Source organism: Cobetia sp. AM6 (assembly GCF_009617955.1).
Classification (GTDB): Bacteria; Pseudomonadota; Gammaproteobacteria; order Pseudomonadales; family Halomonadaceae; genus Cobetia; species Cobetia amphilecti.
In genome coordinates, this window is sequence record NZ_AP021868.1 from 3,896,969 (window position 1) to 3,912,108 (window position 15,140).

The following is a 15,140-nucleotide window of genomic DNA, read 5'->3' on the forward strand; positions in this document are numbered from 1 at the left end:
ATCACCGTCGATAGCCCCGCCCCGTTTGCCCGCGATCAGGCGTTGTCGTCGAGATCCTCGACACGAATGCGCACCACGGAACCGGCGACATCCACCAGCGCTTCCAGCTGGCGAATCGCTTCGTTCATGTGCAGTTCGCGCGCACGGTGCGTGAGCAGAATGATCGGCACCAGCTCCCCTTCGGTGGCTTCCTTCTGGATGATCGCCTCGATGGAGATGCCCTGCTCGGAGAGGATCGACGCGACACGCGCCAACACGCCCGGGCGGTCCACTGCGTGCAGACGCAGATAGCAGGCCGTCTCGATCTCTTCCATCGGCAGGATCGGCAGGGTATCGCCGTGCTGATTGATCTCGGCGAAGGCCAGATACGGCACGCGGTAGCGGTGGTCGGTGGCGATATCGCGCGCCACGTCGAGCAGGTCCGCGACCACGGCAGAGGCCGTCGGCTCGGCACCGGCGCCGGCGCCGTAGTAAAGGGTCGGGCCGACAGCGTCGCCCATCACCTCGATGGCATTCTTGACGCCATGCACGTTGGCCAGCAGACGTTCCTTGGGAATCAGCGTCGGATGCACGCGCAGCTCGAGGCCCTTGGCCGTGGCGCGGGTGATGCCCAGATGCTTGATGATGTAGCCCAGGTTATCGGCCTGCTCGATGTCCTCGGCCGTGATGCGCGAGATGCCTTCGGTGTAGGCCTTGTCGAACTGCAGCGGCACACCGAAGGCGATCGAGGCCAGGATGGTCAGCTTGTGCGCGGCATCGATGCCTTCGACATCGAAGGTCGGATCGGCTTCGGCATAACCCAGCGCCTGCGCCTCGGCCAGCACGTCCTCGAAGCTGCGACCTTCATCACGCATCGCGCTGAGGATGAAGTTGCCGGTGCCGTTGATGATGCCAGCCAGCCACTGGATGCGGTTGGCACCCAGACCTTCACGCAGCGACTTGATGACGGGAATGCCACCGGCCACTGCGGCTTCGAAGGCCACCATCACGCCCTTCTCGGCCGCGGCACGGAAGATCTCGTTGCCGTGGACGGCGATCAGCGCCTTGTTGGCGGTCACGACATGCTTGCCGTTGGCGATGGCTTCCATCACCAGCTGATAGGCGACATCGTAGCCACCGATCAGCTCGACCAGCACGTCGACCTCGGGATTGCGCGCGACCTCGAAGATGTCATGCGTGCGGCTGACGCCGGTGATATCGCAGTCAGGATTGTCGCGTCGTGCGCCGACCTGTTCGACGATGATCGGGCGTCCAGCACGACGCGCAATCTCATCGGCATTGCGAATCAGCACGTTATAAGTGCCGCCGCCTACGGTCCCTAGACCACAGATTCCTACTTTCACCGGTTTCAACGTCGCTTTCCTCTCTTGTTACGGTATCCAGCCTTGAGGGCCGCGCCACTGTCAGCGACGGCCTTGCCGATCTCACGTCGGTCTATTATCCAGACATCCTGCACGTACGTCTGTCGTGACCACGGTAGCAAGGCAGGACGCCCTGTCAACGCGCAGTCTTGTCGCCTGTGGTTCAGCCATCGATGCCCAGCATGCTGGCAAGACGCTCCACCGGCAGGTAGCCCGGCACCATCTGGCCATCCGGCATCACGATGGCCGGGGTGCCCTGCACCCCCATGCGCGTGCCCAGCTGATACTGGCTTTGCACCGGTGCATCGCAGCTGGCCGCCTGCTTGGGCACTTCGCCTTCATTCTTGATCTGGTTCATCGCCTCGGTGGGATTGTCCGCACACCACACCTGCGCCAGCTCACGCGCGCCCTGCGAGCGCATGCCACCGCGCGGGAAGGCCAGATAGCGCACTTCGATGCCACGTGCATTGAGCTCCGGCACTTCCTGGTGCAGCTTGCGGCAATACGGGCAGGTGGTATCGGTGAAGACACTGATCACCGCCTTGACCTCACCCGCCGGGCGGAAGATGACCATATCATCTTCACTGACCTCGGCCAGCAGCTCGAGGCGCTCGCCATTGGCCTTCTGCTCGCTGAGATTGACCAGCCCCTTGTCGCCATCGTTGCGGTACATCTCACCCACGATCAGATGCTTGCCGTCGATATCGGTAAAGAAGTTCTCGCCACTGGTCAGGCGCACCTCATAGAGGCCGTCGATGGGGCTTGAGGCCAGTGATTCGACCGGCAGCGGCTGGCCATTGACGACGAGCTTGTCGCGCAGATCATCCAGCGCATCAGCCTGGGCCAATGGCGCCACAAGCGTCAGCATGGCGCCGGCGCTCAGGAGGCGGATCGCACGGGACAGGGCCTGCGGACGACGGAAAGACTTGCTCATCAAACACTCCTTGGCGTCCGCGCGCAGAGGGATGGACACTCAGCCACGCGGATGATGTTCGGCATGCAGACGCTCCAGACGCGCCTGGGCCACATGGGTATAGATCTGGGTCGTGGAAAGATCACGATGTCCCAGCAACAGCTGCACGACACGCAGGTTGGCACCGTGATTGAGCAGGTGCGTGGCGAAGGCATGGCGCAGCGTATGCGGTGACAGAGGCTTGCTGATGGCCGCAGTCACGGCGTGACGCCGGATACGATGCCAGAAGGTCTGTCGCGTCATGGCCTTGTCGTGTCGGCCGGGAAACAGTGCCGGACGCGTCTGGTCGGCCATCATCGCAGGTCGGCCAACGGACAGCCAGCGTGACAACCAGTCACAGGCCTCCTCGCCCAGCGGCACCAGCCGCTCACGATCGCCCTTGCCGGTGACACGCACGACACCCTGGCGCAGATTGAGCGCATCGACACTCAGGTTGACCAGCTCGCTGATACGCAACCCCGCGCCATAGAGCACTTCGAGCATGGTGCGGTCGCGCAGCCCGATGGGCGTGTCGAGATCCGGTGCCTCCAGCAGGCGCTCGACCTCTTCCTCATCCAGCGTGCCCGGCAGGCTGGGAATCACGCGCGGCAGGCGCACCTCATGCAGCGGGTCCGCCTCGATCATGCCTTCGGCCAGCGCCCAGCGATAGAAGCGCCGCAATGCCGACAGCATACGCGCCGTGGAGCGCAGCGCATGCGACTCACGCCGAGAGTCACAGAAGGCCTGCACCTGCTGCGGTGCCACGCTCAGCAAGGGCACCGTGTCAGCGCCCGTCTCCGCCTGATCGGCCAACCAGCGCCGCCAGGCCGTGAGATCACCGCGATAGGCGCCGAGCGTATTGTCACTGGCACCGCGCTCTAGCCACAACGTATCGAGAAAGGCCTCGACCAACGCATCGTCGTCCATCATTCCCGCTTCCCCGTCCTCAATGACGCGCCATCCGCGCTCGCCGTGGCCGTCATGTACCGCGGCACCTGGCCTGCGTGAGCCTCGATTCTACCGTGATGCCCTGACGATGAAATGAACCCGCAGCAAGTCATAGCGGATTTCCCTGGTGCACAAACACGAAGACCCCGCCATGCGATGCATGGCGGGGTCTTCATATGGCGGAGGAGCAAGTGGCAATTCGCTCCCCCGCAGTACTGCCGAGTTCTGCAGTCAGGGAATGCGGAGCGCTTAGCCCAGCTTTTCCTTGATGCGTGCAGACTTGCCGCTACGCTCACGGAGGTAGTACAGCTTGGCCTGACGGACGTCACCACGACGCTTGACGTCGATAGCGGCAACCTGCGGGCTGTAAGTCTGGAAGGTACGCTCGACGCCCACACCGTGGGAGATCTTGCGGACGGTGAAGGCGGAGTTCAGACCGCGGTTACGCTTGCCGATCACCACGCCTTCGAAGGCCTGCAGACGCTCGCGAGTACCTTCGACGACCTTGACCTGGACGACGATGGTGTCGCCCGGTGCAAAGGCCGGGATTTCCTTGGCCATCTGCTCGTTTTCGATCGCCTGGATCAGTTTATTCTTGCTGCTCATCGCTAGCTCCAAATTCGTTAGCATCAATCCTGGGATTGATGTTCGTCATGACCCCGGCACCGCAAACGGCCTTGAACACGGGGATCGACCTTGTGTGTGACGCGCCACGGAACTCCCGCAAGATGACTCCGGGCCGTGCCGCACCTCCGCCACGGTGGCGGCCTTCTCCTGACAGCGAACCTTCGGTTCGCAGCGGTCAGGCCTTACCTTTCCGGGCGTGCTGCGCGATGAACTCGTCGAGCAGCTTGCGCTCCTCACGAGTCAACGTGCGACTCTCCAGCAAATCCGGACGCCTGAGCCAGGTACGTCCCAGAGACTGCTGCAACCGCCAGCGCTTGATCAGGGCATGATTGCCACTGAGCAGAACATCCGGCACCCGCTTGCCGTCGATGACTTCAGGGCGGGTATAGTGCGGACAATCGAGCAGGCCATCGGTGAAGGAATCCTCCTCCGCGCTGGCTTCATGCCCGAGTACGCCCGCCACCAGGCGTGCCACCGTATCGATCAGGACCATGGCCGGCAGTTCCCCGCCAGACAGGACGTAATCGCCGATCGACCACTCCTCGTCGATCTCCTCTTCCACCACGCGCTCATCAATGCCTTCATAACGTCCGGCCACCACGATCAGACGCTCTTGCGTCGCCAGTTCGCGGGCACCGGCCTGATCCAGCTTGCGGCCTTGCGGGGAGAGATAGATCACACGAGCGTTGTCACCGCCAGCGGCGCGGGCGTCACGAATGGCGCCACGCAGGGTCTCGACCTTCATCAACATGCCGGGACCACCGCCGTAGGGACGATCATCGACCGTACGGTGCCTGTCGGTGGCGTAGTCGCGAGGATTCCAGAAATCGACCTCGAGCAGGCCCTTGTCGACCGCTCGGCCGGTCACGCCACTGGCGGTAATCGCCGTGAACATTTCCGGAAACAGGCTCACTACACCAATCCACACAGGCGTCAGCTCTCTGTGCTTAACATCAGAATTCGGGATCCCAGTCGACGCTCATGCGCCCAGTGGTGAGATCCACATCGCGAACCACCTGATCGGGAAGGTACGGCACGAGCCGTTCCTTCTCATCGATGCTGTCGTCGTTCGGCTTTATCACCAGAACGTCGTTGGCACCGGTTTCCATCAGGGTGCTCACTTTCCCGAGGCGCTGGCCATCCAGCGTTACCACCTCGAGACCTTCCAGTTGATGCCAGTAGTACTCACCGACTTCCAGCTGCGGCAGGTGCTGCTTGGGCAGGAGAATCTCCGCCCCGGCCAGCTCCTGTGCTGCTTCACGACTGTCGATACCTTCGAGCTGTGCCACCAGGCCCTTGCCATGGCGACGTGCCTGAGCGAGGCGGGCGGGAATCTGCTTCCCGTCCAGCTTCAGCATCCAGCCAGCGTAATCGAAGATGCCGTCAATCGGGCTGGTGTAGGAATACACCTTGAGCCAGCCTTTGACGCCATAGGGGCTGGTAAGCTTCCCCATTACCACGACATCATCGTCATGCGATGACGCTGCGGTCGGCTGCGGGTTGTTCGGTTGAGTAGGCATCCTGGAATCAAGCCTGCTGCTTGCCAGCTTCCTTGATCAGCTGAGCGACACGGTCAGAGACCTGTGCGCCCTGCTGCTGCCAGTGAGCGACGCGCTCGAGATCGACGCGCAGACGCTCTTCCTGGCCGCGAGCGACCGGGTTGAAGAAGCCGACGCGCTCGATGAAGCGGCCATCACGGGCTGTGCGGGAATCAGCCACAGCGAGGTGGTAGAAGGGACGCTTCTTGGCGCCACCACGTGCCAGACGAATGGTAACCATTGCGTAATCTGTCCTTCGTGTTGAAGTGAAAATCGTGCCACAGAACTCGTCTTCGCATGGAGGGTCCACACGAAGAGGCGACATTCTACGGAAATTGGCAAGCCTTGGAAACCTTTTTCCAAGGCCATGCACACGCTCCGCGACACGGGACGTGCCACGGAGCACAATTCCTGGTGTCAGCGCCCATGTCCCATCAGCGCTGCATCGGGCATCGGGTCAGCAATCAGCGACGCGGGAAGCGTCCGCCGCCCATGCCGCCGGGGCCACCCATACCGCCCATGCCACCCATACCGCCGGGGCCGCCAGGACCACCGCCACCGCCCATCATGCCGGACATGCCACGCATCATCTTCTGCATGCCACCTTTCTTGCCGGCCTTCTTCATCATCTTGGCCATCTGCTTGTGCTGCTTGAGCAGACGGTTGAGGTCCGGCACCTGGGTACCGGAGCCCATGCAGATGCGGCGCTTGCGCGACCCATTGATGAGGTCCGGGTTGCGGCGTTCCTTGGGCGTCATGGAGTTGATCATCGCCTCCAGCTTGCCCAGCTCCTTCTCGCTGGCCTGGCTCTGGGCGACTTCCGCCAGCTGACCCATGCCCGGCAGCTTGGACATCAGACTGCCCATGCCACCCATGTTCTTGAGCTGCTGGAGCTGGTCACGGAAGTCCTCGAGATCGAAGCCTTCGCCTTTCTTGACCTTGCTGGCCAGCTGCTCGGCCTTGCTCTTGTCGACGGTGCGCTCGGCTTCCTCGATCAGCGACAGCATGTCGCCCATGCCGAGGATGCGCGAGGCGATACGGTCCGGGTGGAAGGGTTCGAGGGCATCGACCTTCTCCCCCATGCCCATGAACTTGATCGGCTTGCCGGTGATGTGACGCACGGACAGGGCCGCACCGCCACGCGCATCACCGTCGGCCTTGGTCAGCACGACACCGGTCAGCGGCAAGGCTTCATGGAAGGCCTTGGCGGTGTTGGCGGCATCCTGACCGGTCATCGCATCGACGACGAACAGCGTCTCGTCGGGATTGACGCTGCGGTGCAGGGCGGCGATCTCGTCCATCATGTCGGCATCGACATGCAGGCGACCGGCGGTATCGACCAGCACCACGTCGTGGAACTGGATACGCGCGTGCTTCATCGCCGCTTCGGCGATGGCCACCGGCTGCTGGGAGGAGTCGGAGGGGAAGAAATCGACCCCGACTTCCTTGGCCAGCGTTTCCAGCTGGTCGATGGCGGCCGGGCGATAGACGTCGGCCGAAACCACCAGCACTTTCTTCTTCTCGCGCTCGCGCAGGTAGCGTGCCAGCTTGGCGACGGTGGTCGTCTTGCCCGCACCCTGCAGGCCTGCCATCAGAATGACGGCCGGACTGCCCTTGAGCGTCAGACCTTCATTGGCTTCGCCCATGATCGCTTCCAGCTCCTGCTGGACGATCTTGACGAACTGCTGGCCCGGCGACAGGCTCTTGGACACTTCCTGACCGACGGCACGTTCGCGCACTCGCTCGATGAAGGCCTTGACCACCGGCAGCGCGACATCGGCTTCAAGCAACGCCTTGCGCACTTCGCGCAGGGTGTCCTTGATGTTGTCTTCCGTCAGCTTGGCCTGGCCGGTAATCGACTTCAGCGTATGCGACAGGCGATCACTCAAACTTTGAAACATGGGCCTCTCCGGCTAGGGACGTCTGGGGTCCGCGCTGCGGGGACGAGGGCGTAAGCCACCTCGTGACCGGCGCACGGCATGACGCCCCAGCGCGTGAATGGTTATCCTGTCGCGCATTATACGCACAGGGCGGCCGTGTCTCCATGCATGCAAGACTTGCAAGTCGCCATCCTGGCGATGACATGCATGAAGGAAGCAGCGCCGACAATCGTCATGCAATGCGGAGTCTGTCGCCGCGCAGGCCTCATCGCCCGCGAGAGCACGCGACAGGACACCGCGAGTGGATGCAATCCCGGCGGCGCATTCGGTATAGTCTCTGCAGATAGACAGTGCCTCAAGCGAGGCCTGATCTCCCGCTACCCTCCGGCACCTGGACAACAGCACATGCAGGCTCTGCCTTTTGCCTTTCTGGCCATCATCTTCTATCTCGGCGCCGGCCTCTGGCAGGGCCTTACCCTGACACGCCGCGTCCCGGCACGCACGCGTCTGGTGCGCAGTCTGGCGCTGATCGCCGTCGCCTGCCATGCCGTCATCGTCTGGGTCACGCTCAACCACGGTGGCGCGCTGCACCTCGGACTGTTCGAGAGCGCGTCGCTGGTCAGCTGGGCCATCTGCCTGCTGCTGGTGACCGCCAGCCTGTTCAAGCCGGTGATCGCCGGGGGCGCGGCGCTGTTCCCGGTCGCCGCCGCCTGCGTGCTCGGCGTGATGAACCTGCCGAGCGCCACCACCGAGAACCCGCTATCCCCCGGTCTGGTCGCCCACATCTTCACCTCGGTGGCGGCGTTGGCCTTCTTCAGCATCGCGGCCATGCAGGCCGGACTGCTGTCGCTGCAACAGCACGCGCTCAAGAAGCGCCATACCCGCGGCATCGTCCAGGTGCTGCCGGCACTGACCAGCATGGAGCGCGCGCTGTTCGAGCTGATCTGGGCCGGCATGATCCTGCTCAGCGTGTCGATCATCAGCGGCACCATCTATCTGGACAACATGTTCGCCCAGCACCTGGCTCACAAGACGGTGCTCAGCCTCGGCGCCTGGATCATCTTCGCCGTGCTGCTGTTCGGGCATCACGTGCTGGGCTGGCGCGGCCAGCGTGCCGCCCGCTGGACACTGGGCGGCTGCCTGGTACTGGCGCTGGCCTTCTTCGGCACCAAGTTCGTGCTGCAAGTGGTATTTTCCCACTAAGCCCTGCCACCCCGACAGAGATCGCTCGCTGCGCCTGATGCATTGCAGCGAGCGTGTCAGTATCATGCGCCTAAATCCGCCACCGAGGACCCTTCACTCTTGAGCGACGACACCCCGTTGGGGCTGCTGTTCGGCCTACTGGTCATACTGATCATCCTGTCTGCCTTCTTCTCGAGTTCCGAGACCGGCATGATGTCGATCAACCGCTACCGTCTCAGTCACCGCGCCAAGGGCGGTGAGCGCGGCGCCAAGCGTGTTACCCGCCTGCTTTCCCGTCCGGACCGCCTGATCGGCGTCATCCTGATCGGCAACAACTTCGTCAACAACCTGGCCGCCTCGCTGGCGACCATCATCGCGATCCATTACTTCGGTGATGTCTCGGGCCCGGCCGTCTCGACCGCCGTGCTGACCATCGTGGTGCTGATCTTTGCCGAAGTGACGCCCAAGACCATGGCCGCCGTGAACCCGGAGCGCATCGCCTATCCGGCCTCGCTGGTGCTGGAACCGTTGCTCAAGCTGCTCTATCCGCTGGTATGGCTGGTCAATGGCATCTCCAATGGCCTGCTGCGCCTGTTCGGCGTGCGCGATGTCAGCGGCGGCGCCGACAGCCTGACCCGTGACGAGCTGCGCACCGTGGTCCACGAAGCCGGCAGCATGATCCCGCGTCGCCACCAGGGCATGCTGCTGTCGATTCTCGATCTCGAGAACGTCACCGTCGATGACATCATGGTGCCGCGTCAGGAGATCTTCGGCATCGACCTGGACGATGACCTCGACATAATCCTCAGCCATATCCGCGCCAGTCAGCACACGCGGGTGCCGGTCTACAAGGGCGACATCAACAACATCATCGGCATCCTGCACCTGCGTAATGCGGCGCGTTTCCTGTCGCTGGACGAGGTCACCAAGGCCTCCATCATCCAGGAAGCCCGCGAGCCCTACTTCATCCCGGAATCCACGCCGCTGCATACCCAGCTGCTCAACTTCCAGAAGCAGAAGCGCCGCATCGGCATCGTGGTCGACGAGTATGGCGATGTGCAGGGGCTGGCGACGCTGGAGGACATCCTCGAGGAGATCGTCGGCGAGTTCACCACCGATGTCGCCGGTACGCATCAGGAGATCCACCCGCAGGACAACGGCAGCTACGTGATCGAAGGCACCGCCAACATCCGCGAGATCAACAAGGCCATCGGCTGGCAGCTGCCGACTGACGGCCCCAAGACGCTCAACGGCCTGATTCTGGAACATCTGGAATCCTTCCCGGATGCCCCGGCCAGTCTCGCCATCGGCACCACGCGCATCGAGATCCAGCAGGTGAAGGACAACCAGATCACCTCGGCACGCTGCTGGCAGGCGGCTCGCACCACGCGCAGCTGACGCCCACCCACATTGCCACGCAGCACGGCACTCTCGACGACAGGCCCGCCAATTGGCGGGCCTGTCGCGTCTGGGGCACGGCAACTCGCCCAGGTACTCATTTGCAGGTGCTCAGACACAGCTGCTCAGGTGCAAGAACCAGCTGCAATACGGTGTTGCAGACCACGACACGCAAGCGGCCCGAACCCACGCTATGCTGTGCGCGTTCGCGCTGCCCGCCAGCGCCAGACGTCACGGACCTGCGCCAGAGCAGGCTGACTCACCGTTCCCGCTGCAATGCCCCACAACCTTCGAATGGCCCTCATGACTTCAGCTTCCGCCCCAACGACGACACCCGCCCTGCATCGACAACCTCACTTCACCGTGCTGCTGGCCCTGATGGTGGCGCTCGCCCCGCTATCGATGGATGCCTTCCTGCCCGCTATCCCCGCCATGGCCGCGGAATTCGGTGTCGATCACTCCCGTCTCGGTCTGACCATCACCTTCTTTTTGGCCGGCTACGCCTTCGGTCAGCTGAGTGGTGGCCCGCTGTCGGACAGCCTGGGCCGTCGCCCGATCGCGCTGGGCGGCATCGTGCTGTTCTTGATCGCGAGTCTCGGCTGCGCCATGACGCATAGCCTGGAATGGCTGATGGTCTTCCGTGTCCTGCAGGGAATCGCGACCGGCATGACCGGCGGCGTCTCTCGCACCGTGGTGCGCGATGTCGCGACCGGCAAGGACGCCGCACGCCTGATGACCAACGTCATGATGGTGCTGATGGCAGCACCGCTGGTCGCCCCCAGCCTCGGCGCCCTCATCCTGGCGCTGAGCACCTGGCAGATGGTCTTCATCGGCCTGGCCGTCTATGGCGTGATCGCCGGAGTCGCCATTCGCCAGTGGCTGCCGGAGACCCTGCCTGCCAGCGAGCGTTCACCGCTCAGCCTGCGCGGCGCATTGGCCAGCTATCGCACGGTACTGACCACGCGCGGCGTCCCCGGGCACCTGATGCTGCTGCTGTGCGGACCCGGCATCATGTTCACCTTCCTGACCAACGCGAGCTATCTCTATCAGGGCGTGCTGGGACTGAACTCCGGTGAGTTCGCGCTGGCCTTCGGCGCCAATGTCGGCGCAATGCTGATCGGCAACCGCCTCAACCACTTCGGCCTCAAGCATCTGCGCACGCGCAAGCTGGTTCAGGTAGCGCTGTGCATGCAGGGGATCGGCATCACCTGGCTGATCTCGCTGGTCATCACCGACAACGTCCAGGTCGCCACCCTGATTCCGGGCATCCTGTTCGTGCTGGGCGCCGGCGGCATGATCACGCCCAACGTGATGGCCGACTACCAGTCGCTGTTCACACGTGGCCATGGTGCCGCCAATGCCATCTCCGGCACGGTGCTGTATCTCGGCGGCGGCCTCTATGGCGCCCTGGCCAGCCTGTGGCTGAGCGGCGACGACATGCTGGCGGTGCCGCTGGTCATGCTGGGCGCCTGGGCCATCGGCGGCTTCGGCTTCTGGGTCACGCGCCACACCGCTCCCTCCGAGCAGTCCAGCGACTGACGCGACGCCGAGCTCGACGCCAGCGGCTATCCACTGGTCGCCAGAACGTGAAATGCCGCCCCTGCCTGACGATCGTGTCGGCATGGGCGGCATTTTCATGCAGCACTGAAAAAAAGTGAGGGGCTAGCGGGAGCGCGCCAGGCGTGTCGCCTTGCGATGCAGGTCACGCACGGCCTCTTCGAGCTCCACCGCCTTGGTGCCGACAGGGTCGAAGGTACGCCCGACACACAGCTCTACCCGCCCGCGCAGGCGCCGCGGAAACTTGGCGAAGGCAGGCCCGCCGCCGTGGGAGAACCAGGAGCCCCACAGACCGCCCAGCGCCATCGGAATCACCGGCACCGGATCACGCGCCAGAATCAACTCCAGCCCGCGCCGGAAGCGACCGACCTCACCGTCGCGCGTCAGCTTGCCCTCGGGGAAGATCATCACGACCTCTCCCTCGCGCAGCGCCTTGCCGACTTCCTCCAGCGAGCGGCGCACCCCTGCCGGGTCCTTGCGCGAGGAGTCCACCGGAATCGCCCCGGCGATGCGGAAGAACCACTTCAGCCACGGCGAGTGATAGATCTCGGCATCCATCAGGAAACGCAGCGGGCGCGGACTGGCCCCGCCCAGAATCAGCGCATCCATGAAGCTGACGTGATTGCACACCACCAGCGCCGCCCCTTCCGCCGGTATCCGCCAGCGCCCCTTGAGGTGCAGGCGATACATCAGGTGGATGAGGATGAAGATATTGAGGCGCAGGAAGGGCCGCGGGTCACGCAGCATGCAGACCACCGCGATCAGCCCGCTGATCAGGGACAGCAGCAGCAGGAAGTCCGGAATATCGCGCCCCATCACGCCCAGCACCAGAATGCCGGCACCGGCCGACAGCACCATCAGCAGGGCATTGAGCACGTTGTTGGCCGCGATCATGCGCGCGCGGTGATCTTCAGGACTGCGAATCTGCAGCAGGGTGTAAAGCGGCACGATATAGAGGCCGCCGCCGAAGCCGATGACACCGAGATCCAGCCACATGCGCCAGAAACCGGCGATGCCCAGCAGCTCGATCAAGGGCGTGGCCATCTGTGCCTCGGCCAGTGCCGGGCGCAGGGCAAGATCCAGCCCGCCAGCGAAGATGATCAACGCGCCGAAGGGCACCAGTCCCGTCTCGAGACGCCCGCGCGAGACACGCTCACAGGCCAGCGACCCCAGCCCGATGCCGATGGCGAAGGCCGCCAGCAAGGCAGAGGTCGCCCCTTCAGCCCCATGCACGATATCGCGCGCATAGGCCGGCAATTGCGTCAGATAGCTGGCGCCGAGGAACCAGAAGGCACTGATGCCCAGCAGCGCCCAGCGTAGCCGGCGATTGCTCAGCCCTTCACGCATCACCGCAATGCTGCCGGAGAGCGGACGCCACGGCACGGGGCCGGGTGAAGCGGAGGGTGCCGGCGGAATCTTGCCGGCCGCCATCACGCCCAGCAGGGACAGCGAGACCAGTGACGCGGAGAGCGCCCAGCGTGCCAGCTCGCCGCCCAGTGCTATCAAGGCCGCGGCGGCAAGGGTACCGATCAGGATGGCGAGGAAGGTGCCCAGCTCGACCCAGGCATTGCCGCTGACCAGCTCATCCGGCTTGAGGTGCTGGGGCAGAATGGCGTACTTGACCGGACCGAAGAGCGCCGACTGGGTGCCCATCATGAACAGCAACGCCAGCAGCAACTCCCAGGCCTCGAAGATCAAGGCGCCGGCCGCCACGCTCATGGTGGCCAGCTCCAGCCACTTGAGCCGCACGATCAGGCGCTGCTTGTCGAGGCGATCAGCCAACAGGCCGCCCCAGGCGGAGAACAGCAGAAAAGGCAGGATGAACAGACCGGCCGCCAGGTTGTTGACGATGCCGGTGTCCCAGCCCCGCTGCTCGATGACCACGAAGGTCATCAGCAGCAGCAAGGCGTTCTTGAACAGGTTGTCATTGAAGGCCCCGAGGGCCTGGGTCCAGAAGAAGGGCGCAAAACGGGGTCGCCGGAGCAGTTCTCGACTCATTTGCCAGCTTCCGTGGCATCCCCCGCACACGCAGCCTCGCTGCGCACCTTGAGCCCCGCCAACATGGTGTCCAGCAACTGATCGAGCAGCTCCGTCACTTCCAGTGGCTGCCCCTGCCAGAGTCCCAGACGCTCGTTCATGCCCAGCTGCACCAGACCGTGCACGCTACCCCACAGCGTGCGCGCCATGCGCTTGGCCTCGACGGACTCGACGCGTGGGGCGTACTCGACCAAGGCCCCCTCCACACGTTCGAACAGCCCTTCGATCATCACGTTCTGACGCTGGTCCAGCTCCCCTTCCTGTGCGAGCGGGAAGTCGAACAGCAGCTGCCAGCGATAAGGGTCGCGCTGGGCGAAGCCCCAGTAGGCGCGCGCCAGGGCCTTGAGGCGCTCCGAAGGACTCGGCGTCTCCTGTCCGGCTATCGCATCGCGCAGCCTGTCCAGCGTCGCCAGATTGACGTGCTGGAGCAGGTTGCCGAAGCTGCCATAAAGCTTGAGCAGGGTGCTGGGCGCACAACCGACTTCGCGAGCCAGGTTGCGCAGAGACAGGGCGTGAACGGGCTGCTCTTTGAGCCATTCATCGCAGGTCTCCATTACCCGCGCATGCAGCGCTTCCGGTGCATGCTGACGTGGACGGGCCATCGAATTCCTCTGATGCTTGAGATGCGTTACCGCGTAGCGAATCTGACGCGGTGTGTGTTCGGACAGCACGGGTGGGCAAAGGGTTGCGACGCCTTGCGGTCATCTCTTGGAGCACCCCGTATCGGTCATTGAATCGAACAGTGTTTCCGTCCAGCATATCGAGACTGAGCACAAACGCAAGCACCACCAAGGTGTGGCATGCTGGCATCCGTGGCGTGCAGCGCGATCCACACCCCATCTCAGGCAGCAGCTGCCGCTGCATGTTCCCTTCGCCTCATCGCCTCAAAGGATTCTCGTGGCCGGTCGTCTGTATATCCCCCCCTACCCCGCTGACCTGCCCCCCGACGAACTGTTCGGGTCGCTGGCGACTCCCGCGCTCGAACGCCAGTTGCGCAGCGAACTGCTGGTCAGCGCCAATCGCGCCCCGCGCATGCCCGCCTCGATGCTGCGCATGGAAGGCCCCCGCCTGCGCCTGGTGCCGGCACTCTGGGGCCTGACTCCCAGCTGGCTGGAGATCATGGACCACGCCCCGCACGTGGCGCGGGCAGAGTCGCTGGAAACGCGACGCATGTTCCGCGAGTCGTTCATCAGCCAGCGGGCACTGATCCCCGTCGGCGGTGTCTATGTGTGGAAGGAACAACCGCGCATGAAGCAGCCGTTTCTGGTCACGCACCCGACCCGCGCCCCGCTGTTGCTGGCCGCCCTGTGGACGCGCCACTTCAGCGCCCCCCTGATGGAGGGGCTGCCCCCCGAGGGTCGCGACAGCTTCGCGTTGATCAGTGTCGAGTGTGCCGGGGTCACGTCACGCCTGACCGATCGCATGCCCGCCGTGATTGCGCCGCATCAGGTACGCGACTGGCTGAATGCCGAGACGCCGCTGGAGACGGTACGCAGCATGCTGTCGCCGAACGCCAGCCTGGCCGCCTTCCCGGTCGCACGCCTCGTCAACGACCCCGAGCATCAGGAGTGGAGCGTCGCCCACCCCACCGGCCCGATGCTGACCTGAATCCGCCTGCGCCGACGGCACGTATCGAGGATGGCGGCACTGCATCGCTCTA

The 15,140-nt window shown here is 64.0% G+C and carries 14 protein-coding genes; 4 read left to right on the forward strand and 10 right to left on the reverse strand.

Going from position 1 to position 15,140, the window contains the following annotated elements; genetic code table 11:
- Positions 1–35: 35 nt before the first annotated feature.
- The 8 genes from CLAM6_RS16235 to ffh all read right to left on the reverse strand — a co-directional run bounded on the left by CLAM6_RS16235 (position 36) and on the right by ffh (position 7,327).
- A complete protein-coding gene (locus tag CLAM6_RS16235) occupies positions 36–1,352 on the reverse strand; it encodes a homoserine dehydrogenase (RefSeq protein ID WP_153636631.1) in 1,317 nt (438 codons plus the stop codon).
- Positions 1,353–1,524: 172 nt separating this feature from the next.
- Positions 1,525–2,295 (reverse strand): DsbC family protein, encoded by a 771-nt coding sequence (locus tag CLAM6_RS16240; protein WP_153636632.1) that lies wholly within the window; start codon positions 2,293–2,295, stop codon positions 1,525–1,527.
- Positions 2,296–2,334: 39 nt separating this feature from the next.
- Positions 2,335–3,240, reverse strand: coding sequence for a site-specific tyrosine recombinase XerD (xerD, locus tag CLAM6_RS16245; RefSeq protein ID WP_153637005.1), 906 nt, complete (start codon positions 3,238–3,240; stop codon positions 2,335–2,337).
- A 270-nt stretch (positions 3,241–3,510) separates the two neighbouring features.
- The gene (gene rplS, locus CLAM6_RS16250) at positions 3,511–3,867 is read right to left on the reverse strand and encodes a 50S ribosomal protein L19 (RefSeq protein ID WP_043336437.1); all 357 of its coding nucleotides are present in this window, start codon (positions 3,865–3,867) and stop codon (positions 3,511–3,513) included.
- 196 nt (positions 3,868–4,063) lie between these two features.
- A complete protein-coding gene (trmD, locus tag CLAM6_RS16255; RefSeq protein WP_153636633.1) occupies positions 4,064–4,816 on the reverse strand; it encodes a tRNA (guanosine(37)-N1)-methyltransferase TrmD in 753 nt (250 codons plus the stop codon).
- A 25-nt stretch (positions 4,817–4,841) separates the two neighbouring features.
- Positions 4,842–5,408, reverse strand: coding sequence for a ribosome maturation factor RimM (rimM, locus tag CLAM6_RS16260; RefSeq protein ID WP_082388946.1), 567 nt, complete (start codon positions 5,406–5,408; stop codon positions 4,842–4,844).
- 7 nt (positions 5,409–5,415) lie between these two features.
- Positions 5,416–5,667 (reverse strand): 30S ribosomal protein S16, encoded by a 252-nt coding sequence (rpsP, locus tag CLAM6_RS16265; RefSeq protein ID WP_043336448.1) that lies wholly within the window; start codon positions 5,665–5,667, stop codon positions 5,416–5,418.
- Between the two features lie 223 nt (positions 5,668–5,890).
- Complete coding sequence (gene ffh, locus CLAM6_RS16270) at positions 5,891–7,327, reverse strand: signal recognition particle protein (RefSeq protein ID WP_054557273.1); 1,437 nt, start codon at positions 7,325–7,327, stop codon at positions 5,891–5,893.
- A 384-nt stretch (positions 7,328–7,711) separates the two neighbouring features.
- Between ffh and CLAM6_RS16275 the strand changes: the two genes are divergently transcribed.
- The 3 genes from CLAM6_RS16275 (at position 7,712) to CLAM6_RS16285 (ending at position 11,425) form a co-directional block, all read left to right on the forward strand.
- Positions 7,712–8,509 carry a cytochrome C assembly family protein gene (locus CLAM6_RS16275; protein WP_153636634.1) on the forward strand — a complete coding sequence of 266 codons (798 nt, stop codon included), beginning with the start codon at positions 7,712–7,714 and terminating at the stop codon, positions 8,507–8,509.
- 99 nt (positions 8,510–8,608) lie between these two features.
- The gene (locus CLAM6_RS16280; protein ID WP_043336457.1) at positions 8,609–9,886 is read left to right on the forward strand and encodes an HlyC/CorC family transporter; all 1,278 of its coding nucleotides are present in this window, start codon (positions 8,609–8,611) and stop codon (positions 9,884–9,886) included.
- Between the two features lie 303 nt (positions 9,887–10,189).
- Complete coding sequence (locus tag CLAM6_RS16285; RefSeq protein WP_172978730.1) at positions 10,190–11,425, forward strand: multidrug effflux MFS transporter; 1,236 nt, start codon at positions 10,190–10,192, stop codon at positions 11,423–11,425.
- Between the two features lie 123 nt (positions 11,426–11,548).
- On the opposite strand, the gene CLAM6_RS16290 is transcribed toward CLAM6_RS16285, so the two are convergent.
- Both CLAM6_RS16290 and CLAM6_RS16295 read right to left on the reverse strand, forming a co-directional pair.
- Positions 11,549–13,441 (reverse strand): MFS transporter, encoded by a 1,893-nt coding sequence (locus tag CLAM6_RS16290; protein WP_153636636.1) that lies wholly within the window; start codon positions 13,439–13,441, stop codon positions 11,549–11,551.
- The gene (locus CLAM6_RS16295) at positions 13,438–14,082 is read right to left on the reverse strand and encodes a TetR/AcrR family transcriptional regulator (protein ID WP_153636637.1); all 645 of its coding nucleotides are present in this window, start codon (positions 14,080–14,082) and stop codon (positions 13,438–13,440) included. The genes CLAM6_RS16290 and CLAM6_RS16295 overlap by 4 nt, the downstream gene beginning before the upstream one ends.
- A gap of 295 nt (positions 14,083–14,377) precedes the next feature.
- On the opposite strand from CLAM6_RS16295, the gene CLAM6_RS16300 reads away from it, so the two are divergent.
- On the forward strand, positions 14,378–15,088 hold the full coding sequence (locus CLAM6_RS16300; protein ID WP_242007706.1) for an SOS response-associated peptidase: 711 nt from the start codon (positions 14,378–14,380) through the stop codon (positions 15,086–15,088).
- Positions 15,089–15,140 lie beyond the last annotated feature (52 nt).